An 18,766-nucleotide genomic window follows, 5' to 3' on the forward strand; every position below is an offset into this window, starting at 1 on the left:
CGGAGTGTGTAAAGTGTCTTTTGTAGCTGGAGTTTTGTTTTGCCACAGCGGTCCCACCGTCTGGGGATGCCATGAAGACCTTGCTTCCCTACATCTCGACTCCTGACGACCTGCGCGCCCTGCCCGCCGAGCTGCTTCCCGGGCTGGCCTGCGAGATCCGTGACTTCCTGATCGACAAGGTGAGCGCCAGAGGCGGCCACCTGGGCTCCAACCTCGGCATCGTCGAGCTCACGATCGCGCTGCACCGGGTGTTCCGCTCGCCCGACGACGTGCTCGTGTTCGACACGGGCCATCAGGCCTACGTACACAAGATCCTCACCGGCCGCCGCGCCGCCTTCGACGCGCTGCGCTGCCGCGGCGGCCTCAGCGGCTACCCGAGCAGGGAGGAGTCCGCGCACGACCACCTGGACAGCTCGCACGCCTCGACGGCCCTGGCCTACGCCGACGGCATGGCCAAGGCCCGCAGGCTGGCGGGCGACGACACCCGCGCCGTCGTCGCGGTGGTGGGCGACGGCGCGCTCACCGGCGGCGTGGCCTGGGAGGCCCTCAACAACCTGGGCGCGGCCCGCCAGCGTCCCGTCATCGTGGTGCTCAACGACAACGGCCGCTCCTACGCGCCGACCTACGGCGGCTGCGCCGACCACCTCGACCGGCTGCGCGACGGAGGCGGGGTGACCGTCTTCGAGAGCCTCGGCCTGCGCTACCTGGGCCCTGTGGACGGCCACGACATCCCCGCGCTGGAGCAGGCCATGCGCGCGGCGCGCGAGCTGCGCGCGCCGGTCGTGGTCCACTGCGTCACCCGCAAGGGCCGCGGCTACGACCCCGCCGAGCAGGACCTCGACGAGCACCTGCACGCCATCCCGGTCACCGATCCCGCGACGGGCAAGCCGGTGGGCACGGGCCGGAGCACGTGGACGCAGGCGTTCTCGCAGCACCTCTGCGAGCTCGGCGCGCGCCGCCACGACCTGGTCGCGATCACCGCGGCCATGCCGGGGCCGACCGGGCTGGCCGCCTTCGGCCGGCGCTTCCCCGGGCGCATGTTCGACGTCGGCATCGCCGAGCAGCAGGCCATGGCCTCGGCCGCGGGGCTGGCCATGAGCGGCCTGCACCCCGTGGTCGCGATCTACGCCACGTTCCTCAACCGCGCCTTCGACCAGGTGCTGATGGACGTCGCGCTGCACCGGCTGCCGGTGACCCTCGTGCTCGACAGAGCCGGGATCACCGGGCCCGACGGTCCCAGCCACCACGGCATGTGGGACCTCGCGGCGCTGGCGGTCGTGCCGGGCATGCGGGTGGCCGCGCCGCGTGACGCCGTACGCCTGTGCGAGCTGCTGGAGGAGGCCGTCGAGCACGACGGTCCCACGGCGCTGCGCTTCCCCAAGGCGACGGCCGAGGCGGAGATCCCGCCCGCGGGCAGCGTCGGCGACGTGGACGTGCTGTCCTCGAACGGCCAGGACGTGTGCCTGGTGGCCGTCGGCCCGATGGCCGGGCCCTGCCTGAGCGCCGCGGCGTTGCTGTCGTCCCAGGGCGTCGGCGTGACCGTGGTCGATCCGCGCTGGGTCATCCCGGTCTCCGCCGACCTGCGCAAGGTCGTCTGCGGCAGCAGGCTCGTCGTCACGGTCGAGGACGGCATCGCCGCGTCAGGGGCCGGCGCCCTGCTCAGGCAGGTGTGCCGGCCCGGCCAGCACGTCCTCAATCTGGGCCTGCCGTGCTCGTTCATCGCGCAGGGGACCAGGTCCGAGCTGCTCACCGAGGCCGGGCTGACCGGCCAGGGCATCGCACTCGCCGTCAGAGAGGAACTCAAAAGGTGGCCGCTGTGAACCTCGGGCTTCCGCCCGTACGCCGGTCCCGGCGCGTCTCCCGTCAGGTCATGGTCGGGGACGTGCCGGTCGGCGGCGACGCGCCCGTCTCCGTGCAGTCGATGACCACGACGCAGACAGCCGACGTCAACGCCACGCTGCAGCAGATCGCGGAGCTGACCGCGGCGGGCTGCCAGATCGTCAGGGTGGCCGTGCCGACCCAGGACGACGCCGACGCCCTGCCCGCCATCGCCGCGAAGTCGCAGCTCCCGATGATCGCGGACATCCACTTCCAGCCCCGGTACGTGTTCGCGGCCATCGAGGCGGGCTGCGCGGCGGTGCGCGTCAATCCCGGCAACATCAAGAAATTCGACGACAAGGTGGGCGAGATCGCGCGGGCCGCGGCCGACTGCGGCGTGCCGATCAGGATCGGCGTCAACGCGGGCTCGCTCGACCCCAGGCTGCTGGAGAAGCACGGCAAGGCCACCCCCGAGGCGCTGGTGGAGTCGGCGCTGTGGGAGTGCTCGCTGTTCGAGGAGCACGGCTTCCAGGAGCTGAAGATCTCGGTCAAGCACCACGACCCGCAGGTGATGGTGGCCGCCTACCGGCTGCTGGCCAGGAGCTGCGACTATCCGCTGCACCTGGGCGTGACCGAGGCGGGGCCGCTCATGCAGGGCACGATCAAGTCGGCGGTGGCCTTCGGGGTGCTGCTCGACGAGGGGATCGGCGACACGATCAGGGTCTCGCTGTCCGCGCCTCCCGTGGAGGAGGTCAAGGTGGGGCTCGGCATCCTGGAGTCGCTGGGGCTACGGCAGCGGCGCCTGGAGATCGTCTCCTGCCCGTCCTGCGGGCGGGCCCAGGTCGACGTCTACACGCTGGCCGACCGGGTGACGGCCGCGCTCGACGGGTTCCCGTACCCGCTGCGGGTGGCCGTCATGGGCTGCGTGGTCAACGGGCCCGGCGAGGCCAGGGAGGCGGACCTGGGCGTGGCCTCGGGCAACGGCAAGGGGCAGATCTTCGTCAAGGGCAAGGTCGTCAAGACCGTGCCCGAGTCGCAGATCGTGGAGACGCTGGTCGAGGAGGCCATGCGGATCGCCGAAGAGCAGGAGGCCGCCCAGCCGTAGCCCGCGGGGGCCGGGCGGCCTCCTGCCCGGCCCTAGACGCGCTGCCAGAGCGCGGGCACGTTGGGCGGCTCCCAGCCTGCCTGTGAGGTGTGGCCCTGAAGGCACCGGTACGCCGCCCCGCCGTAGGTGACCGTGGCGCCCGTCGCGTACGCGGTGTTCGGCGCCCACGTGCCGCCCGGGTTGGTCGGCCCGGCGGTCGGCGAGCCCGTCCCGCCGCCGCCCTGGGTGGCCAGGGTGAGGCCGTACGTGGACAGGATCTCGTTGACCGGCTGGAAGTACGTGGTGCCGCCCGAGCCGCAGTTGCCCGAGCCGCCGGACGTGACGCCCTGGGCCTGGTCGCCCGAGATGAACGAGCCGCCCGAGTCGCCCGGCTCCGCGCAGACGTTGGTCCTGGTCACGCCGGAGACGGTGCCCTGCGAGTAGGTGACGCTGGTGTTGAGCTGCTGCACCGAGCCGCAGTGGTACTGGGTGGTCGATCCGGACCGGCAGATCGAGGAGCCGACCTGGGCGACGGCGGAGCCGCGCACCGGCAGGATGCCCGCGCTGTAGGCGTTCACCACGCCGACCGGGGTCCACTGGGCGTTGACCTCGACCCAGGAGTAGTCGTTGCCGGGGAACGAGGAGCCGCGGAAGGTGCCCTGGGCGACCCTGTTCGAGCCCGACGTGCTCGCGCCGGTGCCGCCGCAGTGCCCGGCGCTGACGAAGCCGCCCTGCGAGCCCGCCTTCGTCACCGAGAAGCCGATCGAGCAGCGCGTGCCCGCGCCGATGTAGTAGGCGTCGCCGCCGCGTACGTCGTAGTAGGTGACCGGCCGCTCGTCCGAGCGCACGACGCGGACGGCCGAGACGTCGGCGCCGCTGGCCCGGACCCAGGCGGCCGCACGGGCGGGGGTGGAGGTCAGGACGACCACGGTGTTCGCGACGACGTCCACGTACCAGACGGGCGCGGTCTTCGGCGCTCCGGCCGACGCCTGGTCGAGGGTGGCCTTGACCTGGTCGAGCCGGGCGAGCGAGCGGGTGACCACGCGGGCCTCGACGCCGGCCGCCGTGATGGCCGCCGCCCGCGCCGGGTCGGTGGTGGCGGTGACGGGGGCGGCGGTCGGGCCGGTGACCCAGGAGCCGCCGTACGAGGCTCCGAGCAGGGCCTTCAGCCTGGGCTCCAGGCCGGCCGCGGCGGCCTCGTTGACCAGGCGCGCGGCGGCCTGCTCGGGGGTGAGGCCCAGGTCGCGGCCGAGGGCGTCCACCAGGCCCTGCGGCGGGTCGGCCGCGGCGGACGCGCTCGCCTGGGCCATCGCGTAGAGGTCGTCGTCCTGGGCGGCGGCGCCGCCGGCGGTGAGCAGGACGGCGGGGACGGTGATGAGGGTGACGGCTAACGCGATACCGGCCGTCACGGTCTTTCTGGAAAGCATTGGTGACTCTCCTCGTACTGGGGGGTGCCGCCACGGTACGTGGCCGAGCACGAGGAGTGGTCGTGGCAAAAGACCCCTATCGCGGTGTTATGGCGGCTCAGTTTGAGGCTCTATGTGGGGGTATGCGGCATTTATGCCTCTGCAGTGAGGAGACACCATGAAGGCAGTCACCTGGCACGGCAAGCGCGACGTACGGGTCGAGGAGGTCCCTGACCCGGTCATCAAGGAGCCCAACGACGCGATCATCCGCGTGACCAGCACCGGGATCTGCGGCTCCGATCTGCACCTGTACGAAGTGCTCGGCCCGTTCATGGCCGAGGGCGACATCCTCGGGCACGAGCCCATGGGAGTCGTCGAAGAGGTCGGGCCCGCGATCACCGACCTCAAGCAAGGCGACCGCGTGGTCATCCCGTTCAACATCTCCTGCGGCCACTGCCACATGTGCGGCCTGCAGCTGTACGCGCAGTGCGAGACCACGCAGGTGCGCGAGCAGGGCACGGGAGCGGCGCTGTTCGGCTACACGAAGCTCTACGGCCGGGTCCCCGGCGGGCAGGCCGAGTACCTGCGGGTCCCCGAGGCCCAGTTCGGCCCGATCAGGGTGCCGGGCGGGCCGCCGGACGAGCGGTTCGTGTACCTGTCCGACGTGCTGCCGACCTCGTGGCAGGCCGTGGCGTTCGCGGACATCCCCGAGCGCGGCAGCGTCACCGTCTTCGGTCTCGGCCCCATCGGCCAGATGTGCGCCCGCATCGCCCGCCACCTGGGACACCGCGTGATCGCCGTGGACGGCGTCACCCAGCGGCTGGAGATGGCCCGCCGCCACGGCATCGAAGTGATCGACGCGAGCGAGGTCATGGACGTTCCGGCCGCCATCCGCGACCTGACCTCGGGACGCGGCACCGACTCGGTCATCGACGCGGTCGGCATGGAGGCGCACGGCTCGCCCGCCGCCAAGCTGGCCCAGACGCTCACGGGGCTGCTGCCCGACGTGGTGGCCGCGCCGTTGATGTCGAACGCGGGCATCGACCGCCTCGCCGCGCTCAACCAGGCCATCGACTCCGTACGCAGGGGCGGCGTCATCTCCGTCGTCGGCGTGTACGGCGGCATGACGGACCCGATGCCCATGCTGCGCATGTTCGACAAGGGCATCACGCTGCGCATGGGACAGGCTCACGTCAAACGGTGGATCAGCGCGCTCATGCCGCTGGTGACCGACGAGGCCGATCCGCTCGGCGTGATGGACCTGACCACCCACCGCCTTCCTCTCGATCAGGCACCGGTCGGGTATGAGATGTTCCAAAAGAAGGCAGACGGCGCGGTCAAGATCCTGCTCCAGCCATAACCTGGCAGGTCAGCGGGGTTTCGCGGCCCTGGGAGAGGGCAGCGGAGCGTTCATGAGAGTCGTTGTGGTGGGGGCTACCGGTAACGTCGGCACCAGCGTGGTACGCGCGCTGGCCACAGACGACGACGTCACCTCGATCGTGGGGGTCGCGCGCCGGTTGCCCGGCTGGCGGGCGGACCGCACCGACTGGCGGCAGGCCGACGTGGCCAGCGCCGATCTCGTGCGCATCTTCGAGGGCGCGGACGCCGTGGTCCACCTCGCCTGGCTGTTCCAGCCGACCAGAGACCCGGCGGTGACCTGGCGGGCGAACGTGCTCGGCAGCATGCGCGTGTTCCGGGCGGCGGCGGAGGCCGGGGTGTCCGCGCTGATCCACGCCTCGTCCGTGGGGGCGTACTCGCCGGGGCCCAAGGACCGGCCCGTGGACGAGAGCTGGCCCACGCACGGCTGGCCAGGGGCCGCGTACGGGCGGGAGAAGGCCTACGTGGAGCGGGTGCTCGACGTCTTCGAGCACGACCACCCGAACATCAGGGTGGTGCGCATGCGGCCCGGGTTCATCTTCCAGCGGGTGGCCGCGACCGAGCAGCGCCGGTTGTTCGGCGGGCCGTTCGTGCCGCGGCGGCTGATGCGGCAGGGGCGGATCCCGTTCGTGCCGGACATCCCCGGGCTGCGGTTGCAGGTGCTGCACGCAGACGACGCGGCGGAGGCGTACCGGCTGGCCGTGACCAGGCCGGTGCGCGGCGCGTTCAACCTGGCGGCCGAGCCCGTGCTGGACGCGCAGGACCTGGCCGAATTGCTCGGCGCGCGTACGGTCCCCGTCCCGCAGGGCCTGGCCAGGGCGGCCGTGGCGGCGGGCTGGCACCTGCGGCTCGTGTCCGCCGCGCCCGGCCTGCTCGAACTGGCCCTGCGGATCCCGGTGATGCGGGTGGACCGTGCCAAAGAGGTGCTGGGCTGGACGCCGCGCCGCTCCTCGTGGGAGGCGGTGCGCGAGCTGTTCGAGGGGCTGCACGACGGCGCCGGCATGGACACCGCGCCGCTCGCGCCCGACGGCGGGCCCGTCGACCGGATCAAGGAGCTCGCCACCGGCATGGGCGGACGACCGTGATGGCTGCGGTGTGTAATTCCGTCGTCTATGGGAAGAAGTGTCACTACGCGAGGTCCTGAAGCGAGGCCTGCGTGTCGGATGACACGGAGGCTGGTCATGGATCTCATTCACGGGACACGCACAGATCGGTCCCGCATCCCCTTTTTTCCCGCGGAGGCGCTCCGCCTTCGAGCCATGCGCGTAGGCATATCCAAGCGAGGTTGGAGGAGCCTGCCATGCGCACCCTTCTGACTCAGCCCTTCACCTTTCACGATGTCACCAAGCTGCGTCGCGAGGTCGCCGAACAGGCCGCGAACTGCGGGCTGAACGGCCCCCGGCTGGACGACTTCGTCCTGGCCGTGCACGAGAGCGTGGTGAACGCCGTGGAGCACGCGGGCGGTCACGGGTACTTCAAACTGTGGACGATCGACGGCATCATCCGGTCGGAGACGACCGATCGGGGATCCGGCATCCCCGACGGCTATCTCAACGGCCACCGGCGGCCGTCCGACATGTCCTACACGGGCAGGGGGATCTACCTGATCCGCCGGCTCTGTGACATGGCCGACTTCCACACCGGGCCGCGCGGCACCCAGGTCCGGCTCACCATGCGGTTACCGCGAGGGCCGGATCGCGGCGCGCACAGGGCGATGAGACGGATCAGGGTCACGGCGGCGCCCCATCGCATGTTCGGGCACTTCACCGCCTGATCGGGGCATGTGGTGCTCACGCCGTCCGGCTGACCTGGTCCGTGGCCGGGTAGGCTCGCGTACGTGAGCGGCGACATGCCTTCCCCGGGGATGGTCTCCCCGGTCCGGCGCATCGGGCGGCGGGAGTTCGACTTCGAGCGCCAGGTCGCCATCATGGCCATCGTCAACAGGACCCCCAACTCCTTCCACGATCAGGGCCGCACCTACGAGCTCGACCGGGCCGTCGCGGCCGCCGTGCGGGCCGTGGACGATGGGGCCGACTGGGTCGACATCGGCGGGTTCGCCTTCAGCGCGGCCCAGGCGCAGATCGGCGCCGAGGAGGAGATCGAGCGCGTCGTCCCCGTCATCGCCCAGGTCAGGGCCGCGACCGACGCGGTGATCTCCGTGGACACCCACCGGGCCGCCGTGGCACGGGCGGCCATCGAGGCCGGCGCCGACGTCATCAACGACACCAACGGCCTGCGCGAGCCCGGCATCGCCGAGGTCGCGGCCGAGGCCGGCGTCACCGTGGTCGTCACCCACAGTCTCGGCGGGCCCGGCAAGCGGGTCTTCCGGCCGAGCTACGCCGACGTCGTCTCGGAGGTGGCGGACTTCCTGCGCGAGCGGGTCTCGTTCGCCCTGAAGGCGGGGATCGGCGCTGAGAAGATCATCATCGATCCCGGCCACGACCTGAACAAGAACACCTTCCACTCCCTGGAGCTGACACGCCGGTTGGAGGAGATCACCTCGATCGGCTACCCGACGCTGGTGGCGCTGTCCAACAAGGACTTCATCGGGGAGACGCTCGACCGCCCGCCGGGGGAGCGGAAGGAGGGCACGATCGCCGCCAACGTCCTGTCCATCGTCAAGGGCGCCCGCATCCTGCGCGTGCACGACGTGGCCGCGGCGGTGGCGTCCGTACGCATGACCGAGGCCGTGCTCGGCTGGCGCGGCCCGATCGCCCCAAGTCACAATTTGGCGTGAGGAGAGCCCGCGTGACCGAGCGCAAGCCAGCAGGACTTCCCTTCGAGAGCTGGGTCGACCGGCAGATCCGTGAGGCCGAGGAGCGCGGCGCGTTCGACGACCTGCCGGGCGCCGGAAAGCCGCTGCCCGGCCTCGACCGGCATCACGACGAGATGTGGTGGATCAAGCAGAAGCTGGACAGCGAAGGGCTGTCCATGCCGCTGCCGCCCACCCTGGCGTTGCGCAAGGAAGCGGAGCAGGCGCTGGCCGAGGCCCGCGGGGCCAGGACCGAGGCCGAGGCGCGGCGGATCGTCGAGGACATCAACGACAAGATCCGCAAGGCGATCAGGACCGGGCTGTCCGGGCCGCCGCTCAATCTGATGCCCTACGACGCCGACGAGGTCGTGTCGGAGTGGCGTAGAGCGCAGTAGAAGGGGCCCGGACCCCTTGGAGATGAGCCCGGGCCCCTTCGAGATGGGCTGAGGGGCCCGGGTCAGGCGGGCCCCTCGGTCCTGCTCAGGGGCCCGGATCGTGTCCAGGCCCCCGAGCGGCTGCTAGCTGATGGGCGGGTAGGCGTTCCTGAGCAGCTCCTGGAACTGCGCGGAGAACCACTGGCCCGACAGCGGCGCGTTGGGCAGTGCGCCCGACATGTTGTTGCCGTTCAGGCTGTTGCCCGTGTAGGTCGGGTCGCACATCCGGTCGAACTTCTTGCCTTCGTCGTTCGGGATGTCCGTGCTGGCGCCGTCGGACTCGCCCGGAGGCTTGATCCAGACGTAGGCGTCCAGACCGGTCTCGGGGTTGGCCGCCGGCCGCGCGCCCATGCCCGCGCCGCTCTGGTTGCACCAGTTGCCGGCGTGGATGCGCCGGTCGATGCGCGACTGGTTGACGAACGTGTCCAGCACGGTCGAGGTGCTCGGCCCGGTCGGGCGGGCGCTGCCGCCCCAGCCGTTGCGCGAGGTGTCGACCAGCATGCCGAGCCCTTGCCGCATGCCCTTGCCGATGAGCGCGGTGCGCAGGGCCTGGGCGAAGGTGACCTCGTCCACGTAGAAGTTCCAGTCGACCCACTTGGACTGCCGGATCGACGTGCCGTTCACCGTCGTGTTGATGGTGAAGTACGGCTCTTTGGACGCGGAGGTGTTGGCGGTGTTGGTGATGAAGCCGTCCACGCTGTCCACGCCCGCGGTGGTGCCGGCGACGGTGTTGTAGAAGAGGTTGACCGACGGGTTGAAGTTCGAGTCCCAGCCCAGCCAGGCGTGGTGGGCGGCGTCGATGTAGGTGTAGACGTTGGTGATGGCGTGCAGCTTGTTCAGCGCGTACTGGACGCCCTGGACGTAGGCGCCGGTCGAGTTGGCCTCGGCGCACTTGGCGAAGCTGAGGTTGGTGATCAGGTTCGGCAGCGAGTCGGGCTCGATGATCGTGACGATGCGCAGGTTCGCGTACGCCGGGCTGTTGATGATCGTCGAGATCGGGTCGATGTACTCGGTCTTGTAGCGGTTGAGCCCGTTCTCGGCGATGAGCAGCTCACCGTTGGAGGCCAGCGCCGAGCAGTCGCGGTTGGGCAGGTCGTAGATGACGAGCTGGATGGTCAGCGGGGCGGAGCCGTTGGCGGCGTCCTGCCTGACGGCCTCGTCCAGGTGGGCCTGCAGGCCCATGACCGAGGAGGAGCCGGCGATGGCCGCGATGCGGTCCAGCCACACGGCCGTGGAGGTGTTGGCCACCGCGGCGCCGCCGGGCTCGGCCGCGGCCCTGGTGCGCCAGTTCGGGTTCACGTAGCCGGTCGCGCCGGCGTACGGGTTCTCGGCGTGGGGGCCGGGGTTGGTCCCGCCGTCGTCGTCGGCCTCGGTCGCGGTGACCGTCCTGGAGGTCAGGCCGGTGGAGGCGACGGTGATCGGCCGGGTGCCGTTGGTGTTGTCGGTGTCCTGCGCGGCGGCCAGGGTCACCGTCTGCGGGGTGCTCCAGTTGGCCGAGGTGAAGGTGAGACTCGCGCCGGAGGAGACGGTGATGTTCGTGTCGCCGCTGCCGGCCGCCGAGGTGACGGTCACGTTCGAGGTCGGCTGCGCGGCCAGGCGCACGGTGTAGGTGGCGGTGGCGCCCTCGGGCACGGTGACCGAGGCCGGCGTCACCAGGATCGACTGCTCCACCGTGGCGTCGTCGTCCACCTCGGTCGCGTTGACCGTGGCGGCGGTCACGCCGCTGCCGCCCACGCTGAACGCGGCGGTGCCCGCGGCGGTGTCGCTGTCCTGGGCCGCGGCCAGGGTCACCGTCTGGGCGGTGCTCCAGTTGGACGGGGTGAAGGTCAGTGAGCCGCCCGAGCTGACGGACAGGTCCGTGTCACCGCTCGTCCGCGCGGTGGCGACGGTCACGTTGGCGCTCGGGGCCGAGGAGAGCCTGGCCGTGAACGTCGCCGTGCCGCCCTCGTTGACCGCGACCGCGCTGGCCGAGGTGACCACCGACGGGGTCGTCGGGTTCATGCCGCCGCACGCGGTGCTGTTGACGCTGAACGCGGTCGGGTTCGGGTTCGTGCCGGTCCAGGTGCCGTTGAAGCCGACGGAGACGGACGCGCCGGTGGCCAGGCTGCCGTTGTAGGGCATGTTCGTGCCCGTGATCCGGGCGCCGGACTGGCTCCAGTTCGCCCCCCAGCCGGTCGGCGTGTACTTCTGACCGGTGGTCGGATAGTCGAAGCCCAGTGACCAGGAGGTCAGCGGGTCGCCGGTGTTCTTCAACGTGATGTTCGCGGTGAAACCGCCCTGACCAGGGCTGCTCGTCCACGAGTTGGCTGTGTAGGTCACGTCGCAGGCGACGGCGGCGTTCGCGGCCGTGCTCTGGCCGACGACGAGCCCTAAGGCCGCGGTACTCGCGGCGGTCATGGTCACGGCCCATTTGCGGAGGCCGCGGTGGAGTCTCACGTGCGATCATCTCCAGTTTCAGTTGGCTGGGAGCGCTCCCATGGTGAGCCGGACTCGGAGCCGTGTACAGCGGGCGGCCTTCGAGACAGGGTCCGCCGCCCCACATGCTCGCTGAATGCCCCGGAACACCGATGAAACTTTCATCCCCGGCAGCCTGGTGGGAGGAAACACGGGGGTTACCGAAACGCCATTCCGTTGACATACAGGCGATGGCACCCACAATCCCCATTGGGAGCGCTCCCACACCCCTACTCCCATGGAGATCCCGTGAAGTACAGACCTCCTTCCGTTTTGACGCGCTTATCGAGGCGGCTCGCCGTGGCCACGAGCCTCGTCCTCGTCGCCGGCGTGACCACGGCTCTGGCGGCAGGTCCCGCCCAGGCGGCAGTGGCCTGCGACGTGACCTACGCCGCCAACCAGTGGACGAGCAGCCCTGGCCAAGGCGGTTTCACGGCCAACATCACGTTGAAGAACACCGGAGACCCGATCACGTCGTGGTCGCTGGCGTTCGACTATCCGACGACCACGCAGAAGTACACGCCGACCGGCTGGGGCGCGAACTGGAGCCAGTCGGGCGCCCGGGTCACCGGGACGAACATGCCCTACAACGGCAGCCTCGGCACCGGGGCCTCCGTCTCCGTCGGCTTCAACGGCACCTGGTCGGGCACGAACCCGAACCCGACCACGTTCAGCGTCAACGGCGTCACCTGCGGCGGCGCCAACCCGGGTCCGACCGTGTCGCTGACCTCGCCGACCGCCGGGCAGACGTTCACCGCGCCGGCCACCGTGCCGATCGCGGCGACCGCGGCCGACTCCAACGGCACGGTCGCGAAGGTCGACTTCTACCAGGGCTCCACGCTGCTGGGCACCGACACCTCCTCGCCGTACGCCTACAGCTGGACGAACGTCGCGGCGGGCAGTTACTCGATCACCGCCAGGGCGACCGACAACGGCGGCGCGACCACCACCTCGCCGCCCGTCGGGATCACCGTCGGCCAGAACACGGGCCCCGCGCTCGTGGTCAGCCCGACGACCCTGTCCGTGCCGGAGGCGGGCAGCGCGACCTTCGGCGTGAAGCTGTCGCAGGCCCCCACGGCCAACGTGACCGTCACCACGGCCCGCGCCAGCGGTGACACCGACATCACGGTCTCCGGCGGCGCAAGCCTGACGTTCACGACGGCCAACTGGAACACCGCGCAGAACGTGACGCTGGCCGCGGCCAACGACACGGACACGGCGAGCGGCTCGGCCGTCGTCAGGGTGAGCGCCACCGGTTACACCGCGGTGGACGTGGCCGCCAGTGAGGCGGACGACGACGTCGGCGGGAACAACCAGTACGTCCAGCGCTTCGTCGAGCTCTACAACGAGCTGCACGACCCGGCCAACGGCTACTTCTCGCCCGAGGGCGTGCCGTACCACTCGGTCGAGACGTTCATGGTCGAGGCGCCCGACCACGGGCACGAGACCACGTCCGAGGCCTACAGCTACTACCTGTGGCTGGAGGCGACCTACGGACAGGTCACCGGCGACTGGACGAAGTTCAACGCCGCCTGGGCCTCGATGGAGAAGTACATCATCCCGGCCACGGCCGACCAGCCGACGAACTCCTTCTACAACGCCGCGAAGCCGGCGACGTACGCGGCCGAGTACAACACGATCAACAGCTACCCGTCGCAGATCGACTCCAGCGTCTCGGTGGGCACCGACCCGATCGCCAGTGAGCTGCAGACCGCTTACGGCACCCGGGACATCTACGGCATGCACTGGCTGCTCGACGTCGACAACACCTACGGCTTCGGCCGCTGCGGCGACGGCACCACCAAGCCCGCCTACATCAACACCTACCAGCGCGGCCCGGAGGAGTCCGTCTTCGAGACGATCCCGCAGCCGTCCTGCGACACCTTCGCCCACGGTGGCACCAACGGCTACCTGGACCTGTTCATCAAGGACGCGTCCTACGCCAAGCAGTGGAAGTACACCAACGCCCCCGACGCCGACGCGCGCGCGGTGCAGGTGGCGTACTGGGCGCAGACCTGGGCCACGGCGCAGGGCAAGCAGTCGCAGATCTCCGCGTCGGTCGGCAAGGCCGCCAAGATGGGCGACTACCTGCGCTACGCGATGTACGACAAGTACTTCAAGCAGCCCGGGTGCACGAGCCCCTCGTGCGCGGCAGGCACTGGCAAGAACGCCTCCAACTACCTGCTGAGCTGGTACTACGCATGGGGCGGCGCGACCGACGCCAACGCCGGCTGGGCGTGGCGCATCGGCTCCAGCCACAACCACTCCGGCTACCAGAACCCGTTCGCGGCCTGGGCGCTGGCGAACGTGGCCGAGCTCAAGCCCAAGAGCGCGACCGGCGCGGCGGACTGGAGCACCAGCCTCACCCGTCAGCTGCAGTTCTACACCTGGCTGCAGTCGTCCGAGGGCGCCATCGCCGGTGGCGCGACCAACAGCTGGGAGGGTCACTACGCGGCCCCGCCCACGAGCCTGCCGAAGTTCCACGGCATGGCCTACGACTGGCAGCCCGTCTACCACGACCCGCCGTCGAACCAGTGGTTCGGCTTCCAGGCGTGGACGATGGAGCGGGTGGCCGAGCTGTACTACGCCTCGGGCAACGCCGACGCCAAGGCCCTGCTCGACAAGTGGGTCACCTGGGCGATGGCCAACACCACCATCAACGCGGACGGCACGTACCAGATCCCGTCCACGCTGCGGTGGACCGGCCAGCCGGCCGGCAACTTCACCGCCACCACCGGCATGCCCCCGGCCAACCCGGGCCTGCACGTGACCATCGCCGACTACACCCAGGACGTGGGCGTGGCCGGCTCGTACGCCAAGGCGCTCATGTACTACGCCGCCAAGGCGAACAACACGGCGGCGCGGAACATGGCCAAGGCCCTGCTCGACGGCGTCTGGGCCAAGCGGGACGCCAAGGGCGTGTCCGTGCCCGAGACCAAGACCGACTACAACCGCATCGACGACGCGGTGTACGTGCCGGCCGGCTGGACCGGCGAGATGCCGAACGGCGACACGGTCAACTCCAGCTCGACCTTCATCTCGATCAGGTCCTTCTACCGGAACGACCCTGACTGGCCGAGGGTCAACGCGTTCCTGAGCGGCACGGGTCCCGCGCCGGTCTTCAACTACCACCGCTTCTGGGCGCAGGTGGACGTCGCCGTCGCCCTGGCCGAGTACGGGCGGCTCTTCCCGTGAGAAAAGCAGCACTGACAGCCGCGGTGTCGCTGGTCCTGCCCCTTCTGGGGGCGGGGCCGGCGGCCCGCGCCGCCGCACCCGCCTTCTCCTACGGCGAGGCCCTGCAGAAGTCGCTGTTCTTCTACGAGGCCCAGCAGTCGGGCGCGAAGCCCGCGTGGAACAGGGTCGGCTGGCGCGGTGACTCCGGCATGAACGACGGCAAGGACGCCGGCGTGGACCTCACGGGCGGCTGGTACGACGCGGGCGACCACGTCAAGTTCGGCTTCCCGATGGCCTTCTCCGCCACCATGCTGGCCTGGGGCGCGGCCGACTACCGCGACGCCTACGTCTCCTCGGGTCAGCTCACCCCGCTGCTGAACAACCTCAAGTTCGTCAACGACTACTTCATCAAGGCCCATCCGTCGCCGAGCGTGCTCTACGGGCAGGTCGGCAACGGCGGCACGGACCACGCCTGGTGGGGTCCCGCCGAGGCCATGTCGATGACGCGGCCGGCGTACAAGATCGACGCGTCGTGCGGCGGGTCGGATCTGGCGGGGGAGACGGCGGCGGCGATGGCGGCCTCCTCGATCGTCTTCCGCCCGACAAATCCGACTTATGCCGACACGCTGGTCACGCACGCCAAACAGCTCTACTCCTTCGCCGACACCGTGCGGAAGAAGTACAGCGAGTGCATCAGCGACGCCCAGGGCTACTACAACTCCTGGAGCGGCTTCAACGACGAGCTGGTCTGGGGCGCGATCTGGCTCTACCGGGCCACGAACGACGCCTCCTACCTGGCCAAGGCCGAGGCCGGCTATGCCAACCTGGGCACCGAGCCGCAGAGCAGCACCAAGTCCTACAAGTGGACGATCGCCTGGGACGACAAGTCGTACGGCGCGTACGTGCTGCTGCACAAGCTGACCGGCAAGCAGCAGTACCTGGACGACGCCAACCGCTGGCTCGACTGGTGGACGGTCGGCGTGAACGGCGCGAAGGTGGCGTACTCGCCGGGCGGACAGGCCGTGCTCGACCGGTGGGGCTCGCTGAGGTACGCGGCCAACACCTCGTTCGCGGCGCTCGTGCACAGTGACGCGATCACCGACGCGACGCGCAAGGCCCGCTACCACGACTTCGCGGTGCGCCAGATCAACTACGCGCTCGGCGACAATCCGCGCAGCTCCTCCTACCTCATCGGCTTCGGCGCCAACCCGCCGAAGAACCCCCACCACCGCACGGCGCACGGCTCGTGGACCGACCAGATCACCAACCCCGAGCAGACCCGCCACACCCTGTACGGCGCCCTCGTCGGCGGCCCGCCCGACCCGAACGACGCCTACACCGACAAGCGCGACGACTACGTCATGAACGAGGTCGCCACGGACTACAACGCCGGCTTCACCAGCGCGCTGGCCAGGCTCTACAAGGAGTACGGGGGCGCGCCCGCGGCGAACTTCCCCGCGCAGGAGACCCCGGACGGCCCCGAGATCTTCGTCGAGGCGGGCGTGAACGCCTCGGGCACGACCTTCACGGAGATCAAGGCGATCGTCCGCAACCAGTCGGCCTGGCCCGCGCGGGTGCTGTCCGACGGCTCGTTCCGCTACTACTTCACCCTCGACGGCACCACGACCGCGTCGCAGATCAGCGTGTCGTCGGCCTACACGCAGTGCAAGGCGCCCACGCTGCACCAGGCGAGCGGGAGCACGTACTACGTGGACATCGACTGCTCGGGCCAGGCGATCGCCCCGGCAGGGCAGTCACAGCACCGCAGGGAGGTGCAGTTCAGGATCTCCAGCGCGGGCACGTGGGACCCGGCCAACGACTGGTCGTACCAGGGCATCCCCACCACGCCCGGCACGACGCCGGTGCGCACGAACCACATCACCCTGTACAGCGGCGCCACCAAGATCTGGGGTGAGCCCCCAGGACCGGAGGTAGTGGACGAGACAGCGCCCAGCAAGCCGGGCAAGCCCGTGGCATCCGGGATCACGGGCAACGCGGCGAGGCTGAGCTGGACCGCCTCCACGGACAACGTGGGCGTGAGCGGCTACGACGTCTACTTGGGGTCCACCAAGGTAGGCACGGCCACCAGCGCCTCCTTCGATCTGAGCGGGCTCACCCCTGCCACGTCCTACACCGCCACCGTGGTGGCACGGGACGCGGCGGGCAACACCTCGGCGGCCTCGGACGGCACGGCGTTCAGCACCACGAGCGCACCCGCAGGCGGGTGCACGGCCGCCTACAAGGTGACCAGCACGTGGAGCGGGGCGTTCCAGGCCGAGGTGACGGTCAGGAACACCGGCACCGCGGCGACCACCGCCTGGACGGTCTCCTGGACCTCCGCCGGCGCGATCACCCAGCTCTGGGGCGGCAGGCACACGGTGTCGGGCTCCATCGTCACCGTCAAGAACGAGGCGTGGAACGGCGGGCTCGCGCCGAACGCGACCACCACGTTCGGCCTCATCGCCAACGGCACCCCCGCCACTCCCGACCCGATCACCTGCACCCCCGCCTGAGCGAAGACTCCGCCCCCGTCGCAGTAGCGGCGGGGGCGGCTCCACAGCTCAGTGAAAGGCAGCCCATGAAATCACTGTTCACCGCGCTGGCCGTGCTCGCGGCCTTCCTCGTCCTGCCCGCCGTCCCCGCGAGCGCCGCCACCGGCCTGCGCGTCAGCGGCGCGAAGATCCTGGAGTCGAACGGCCAGGAGTTCGTCATGCGCGGCACCAGTCACGCGCACACCTGGTACGCCACGCAGACCAAGGCGTTCGCCGACATCAAGTCGCTGAAGGCCAACACCGTGCGGGTCGTGCTCAGCGGCGGCCGCTGGACCGCCAACACGGCCGCCGACGTGGCCAACGTCGTCGCGCTCTGCAAGCAGAACAAGCTCATCTGCGTGCTGGAGAACCACGACACCACCGGGTACGGCGAGCAGAGCGGCGCCTACACCCTCGACCAGGCCGCGAACTACTGGATCAGCGTCAAGTCCGCCCTGGTCGGCCAGGAGGACTACGTCATCGTCAACATCGGCAACGAGCCGGTCGGCAACAACGCCGTCACCCCGGGCTGGGCCGCCGCCACCACGGCCGCGATCCAGAAGCTGCGGACCAACGGCTTCGAGCACGCGATCATGGTCGACGCGCCCAACTGGGGCCAGGACTGGCAGTTCGGCATGCGCGACAACGCGCGGGCCGTCTTCGACAGCGACCCCGCCAAGAACACGATCTTCTCCATCCACATGTACGGCGTCTTCGACACGGCCGCGGAGATCAACGCGTACATGGACGCGTTCAAGACCGCCGGGCTGCCGCTGGTCGTCGGCGAGTTCGGGTTCAACCACTCCGACGGCGACCCGGACGAGGACACGATCATGGCGCAGGCCGTGAGCCGCGGGCTCGGCTACCTGGGCTGGTCGTGGAGCGGCAACGGCGGCGGCGTCGAGTATCTCGACCAGGTCACCAACTTCGACGTCACCCAGCTCACCTCCTGGGGCCAGCGGCTGTTCAACGGCGCCAACGGCATCGCGGCGACCTCGAAGCAGGCCTCGATCTACGGCGGCGGCACCACCGACCCGACACCGCCGAGCACCCCCGGCACGCCGGCCGCGTCGAACATCACCTCGTCGGGGGCCACCCTGACCTGGACGGCCTCCACGGACAACGTGGGCGTGGCCGGTTACGACGTCTACACCTCGACCGGCACCGCGCTCGGCAGCACGGCCACCAACTCGATCGCGCTGACCGGGCTGTCGGCGGCGACCGCGTACCAGGTGTACGTGAAGGCCAGGGACGCCGCGGGCAACCAGTCCGCCCAGTCACCGGCCGCGTCCTTCACGACGCTGAGCGGCGGCGGTGGCGGCGGCTGCACGGCCGCGGGCACCGTACAGAGCCAGTGGGGCACCGGGTACGTCGTGCAGCCCGTGACCGTGACCAACACCAGCACCTCGGCCAAGACGAGCTGGACGGTGACGTTCACGCTGCCGGCCGGGCACACGCTCACCGGCTCGTGGAACGCCGCGGTGACGGTCAGCGGCCAGACGGTGACGGCCAAGAGCATGGGCTACAACGGCACTCTGGCGCCGAACGCGAGCACCAGCTTCGGCCTCCAGGCGAGCCGCCCCACCGGCAACACCTCAGTTCCCTCCGGTTACACCTGCGCCAACTGAACACTCGGACGTCCGGCTGCGTATGAGGAGGTGAGGGTCCAACTCCATTACCCTGCTCAGGACACCATCCCGCCCGGATGGGCGGACGCGGCCGGCTTACCAGCCGGC

The 18,766-nt window shown here is 70.2% G+C and carries 12 protein-coding genes; 10 read left to right on the top strand and 2 right to left on the bottom strand.

Annotated features, from left to right (window positions below):
* Nucleotides 1-71 precede the first annotated feature (71 nt).
* Together ABEA43_RS12690 and ispG are read left to right on the top strand one after the other, a co-directional pair.
* Nucleotides 72-1,820, top strand: coding sequence for a 1-deoxy-D-xylulose-5-phosphate synthase (locus ABEA43_RS12690; RefSeq protein ID WP_345561364.1), 1,749 nt, complete (start codon nucleotides 72-74; stop codon nucleotides 1,818-1,820).
* Nucleotides 1,808-2,923 carry a flavodoxin-dependent (E)-4-hydroxy-3-methylbut-2-enyl-diphosphate synthase gene (gene ispG, locus ABEA43_RS12695; RefSeq protein WP_345561366.1) on the top strand — a complete coding sequence of 372 codons (1,116 nt, stop codon included), beginning with the start codon at nucleotides 1,808-1,810 and terminating at the stop codon, nucleotides 2,921-2,923. Before ABEA43_RS12690 ends, ispG begins: the two co-directional genes overlap by 13 nt.
* Nucleotides 2,924-2,955: 32 nt before the next feature.
* Here ispG and ABEA43_RS12700 read toward each other — a convergent pair whose 3' ends face one another.
* Nucleotides 2,956-4,329, bottom strand: coding sequence for a carbohydrate-binding protein (locus ABEA43_RS12700; protein WP_345561369.1), 1,374 nt, complete (start codon nucleotides 4,327-4,329; stop codon nucleotides 2,956-2,958).
* A 157-nt stretch (nucleotides 4,330-4,486) separates the two neighbouring features.
* Between ABEA43_RS12700 and ABEA43_RS12705 the strand changes: the two genes are divergently transcribed.
* The 5 genes from ABEA43_RS12705 (at nucleotide 4,487) to ABEA43_RS12725 (ending at nucleotide 8,832) form a co-directional block, all read left to right on the top strand.
* A complete protein-coding gene (locus ABEA43_RS12705; RefSeq protein WP_345561371.1) occupies nucleotides 4,487-5,668 on the top strand; it encodes a zinc-dependent alcohol dehydrogenase in 1,182 nt (393 codons plus the stop codon).
* Nucleotides 5,669-5,720: 52 nt separating this feature from the next.
* Complete coding sequence (locus tag ABEA43_RS12710) at nucleotides 5,721-6,770, top strand: NAD-dependent epimerase/dehydratase family protein (protein ID WP_345561374.1); 1,050 nt, start codon at nucleotides 5,721-5,723, stop codon at nucleotides 6,768-6,770.
* 215 nt (nucleotides 6,771-6,985) lie between these two features.
* Nucleotides 6,986-7,459, top strand: coding sequence for an ATP-binding protein (locus ABEA43_RS12715; protein ID WP_345561375.1), 474 nt, complete (start codon nucleotides 6,986-6,988; stop codon nucleotides 7,457-7,459).
* Nucleotides 7,460-7,522: 63 nt separating this feature from the next.
* On the top strand, nucleotides 7,523-8,422 hold the full coding sequence (folP, locus tag ABEA43_RS12720; RefSeq protein WP_345561378.1) for a dihydropteroate synthase: 900 nt from the start codon (nucleotides 7,523-7,525) through the stop codon (nucleotides 8,420-8,422).
* A gap of 11 nt (nucleotides 8,423-8,433) precedes the next feature.
* Nucleotides 8,434-8,832 (top strand): DnaJ family domain-containing protein, encoded by a 399-nt coding sequence (locus tag ABEA43_RS12725; protein WP_345561380.1) that lies wholly within the window; start codon nucleotides 8,434-8,436, stop codon nucleotides 8,830-8,832.
* Between the two features lie 123 nt (nucleotides 8,833-8,955).
* Here the strand turns inward: ABEA43_RS12725 and ABEA43_RS12730 are convergent, their stop codons facing one another.
* Complete coding sequence (locus tag ABEA43_RS12730) at nucleotides 8,956-11,268, bottom strand: glycoside hydrolase family 6 protein (RefSeq protein WP_345561382.1); 2,313 nt, start codon at nucleotides 11,266-11,268, stop codon at nucleotides 8,956-8,958.
* 357 nt (nucleotides 11,269-11,625) lie between these two features.
* Between ABEA43_RS12730 and ABEA43_RS12735 the strand changes: the two genes are divergently transcribed.
* From ABEA43_RS12735 to ABEA43_RS12745, 3 genes are all read left to right on the top strand, one after another.
* Nucleotides 11,626-14,520 carry a glycoside hydrolase family 48 protein gene (locus ABEA43_RS12735; RefSeq protein WP_345561384.1) on the top strand — a complete coding sequence of 965 codons (2,895 nt, stop codon included), beginning with the start codon at nucleotides 11,626-11,628 and terminating at the stop codon, nucleotides 14,518-14,520.
* Nucleotides 14,463-17,012, top strand: a complete 2,550-nt coding sequence (locus ABEA43_RS12740; protein ID WP_425570251.1) for a glycoside hydrolase family 9 protein — start codon at nucleotides 14,463-14,465, stop codon at nucleotides 17,010-17,012. The genes ABEA43_RS12735 and ABEA43_RS12740 overlap by 58 nt, the downstream gene beginning before the upstream one ends.
* A gap of 65 nt (nucleotides 17,013-17,077) precedes the next feature.
* Nucleotides 17,078-18,658, top strand: a complete 1,581-nt coding sequence (locus ABEA43_RS12745; protein ID WP_345561386.1) for a cellulase family glycosylhydrolase — start codon at nucleotides 17,078-17,080, stop codon at nucleotides 18,656-18,658.
* Nucleotides 18,659-18,766: the final 108 nt, after the last annotated feature.

Origin of the sequence: Nonomuraea rosea (assembly GCF_039539705.1) — a bacterium.
Lineage (GTDB): Bacteria > Actinomycetota > Actinomycetes > Streptosporangiales > Streptosporangiaceae > Nonomuraea > Nonomuraea rosea.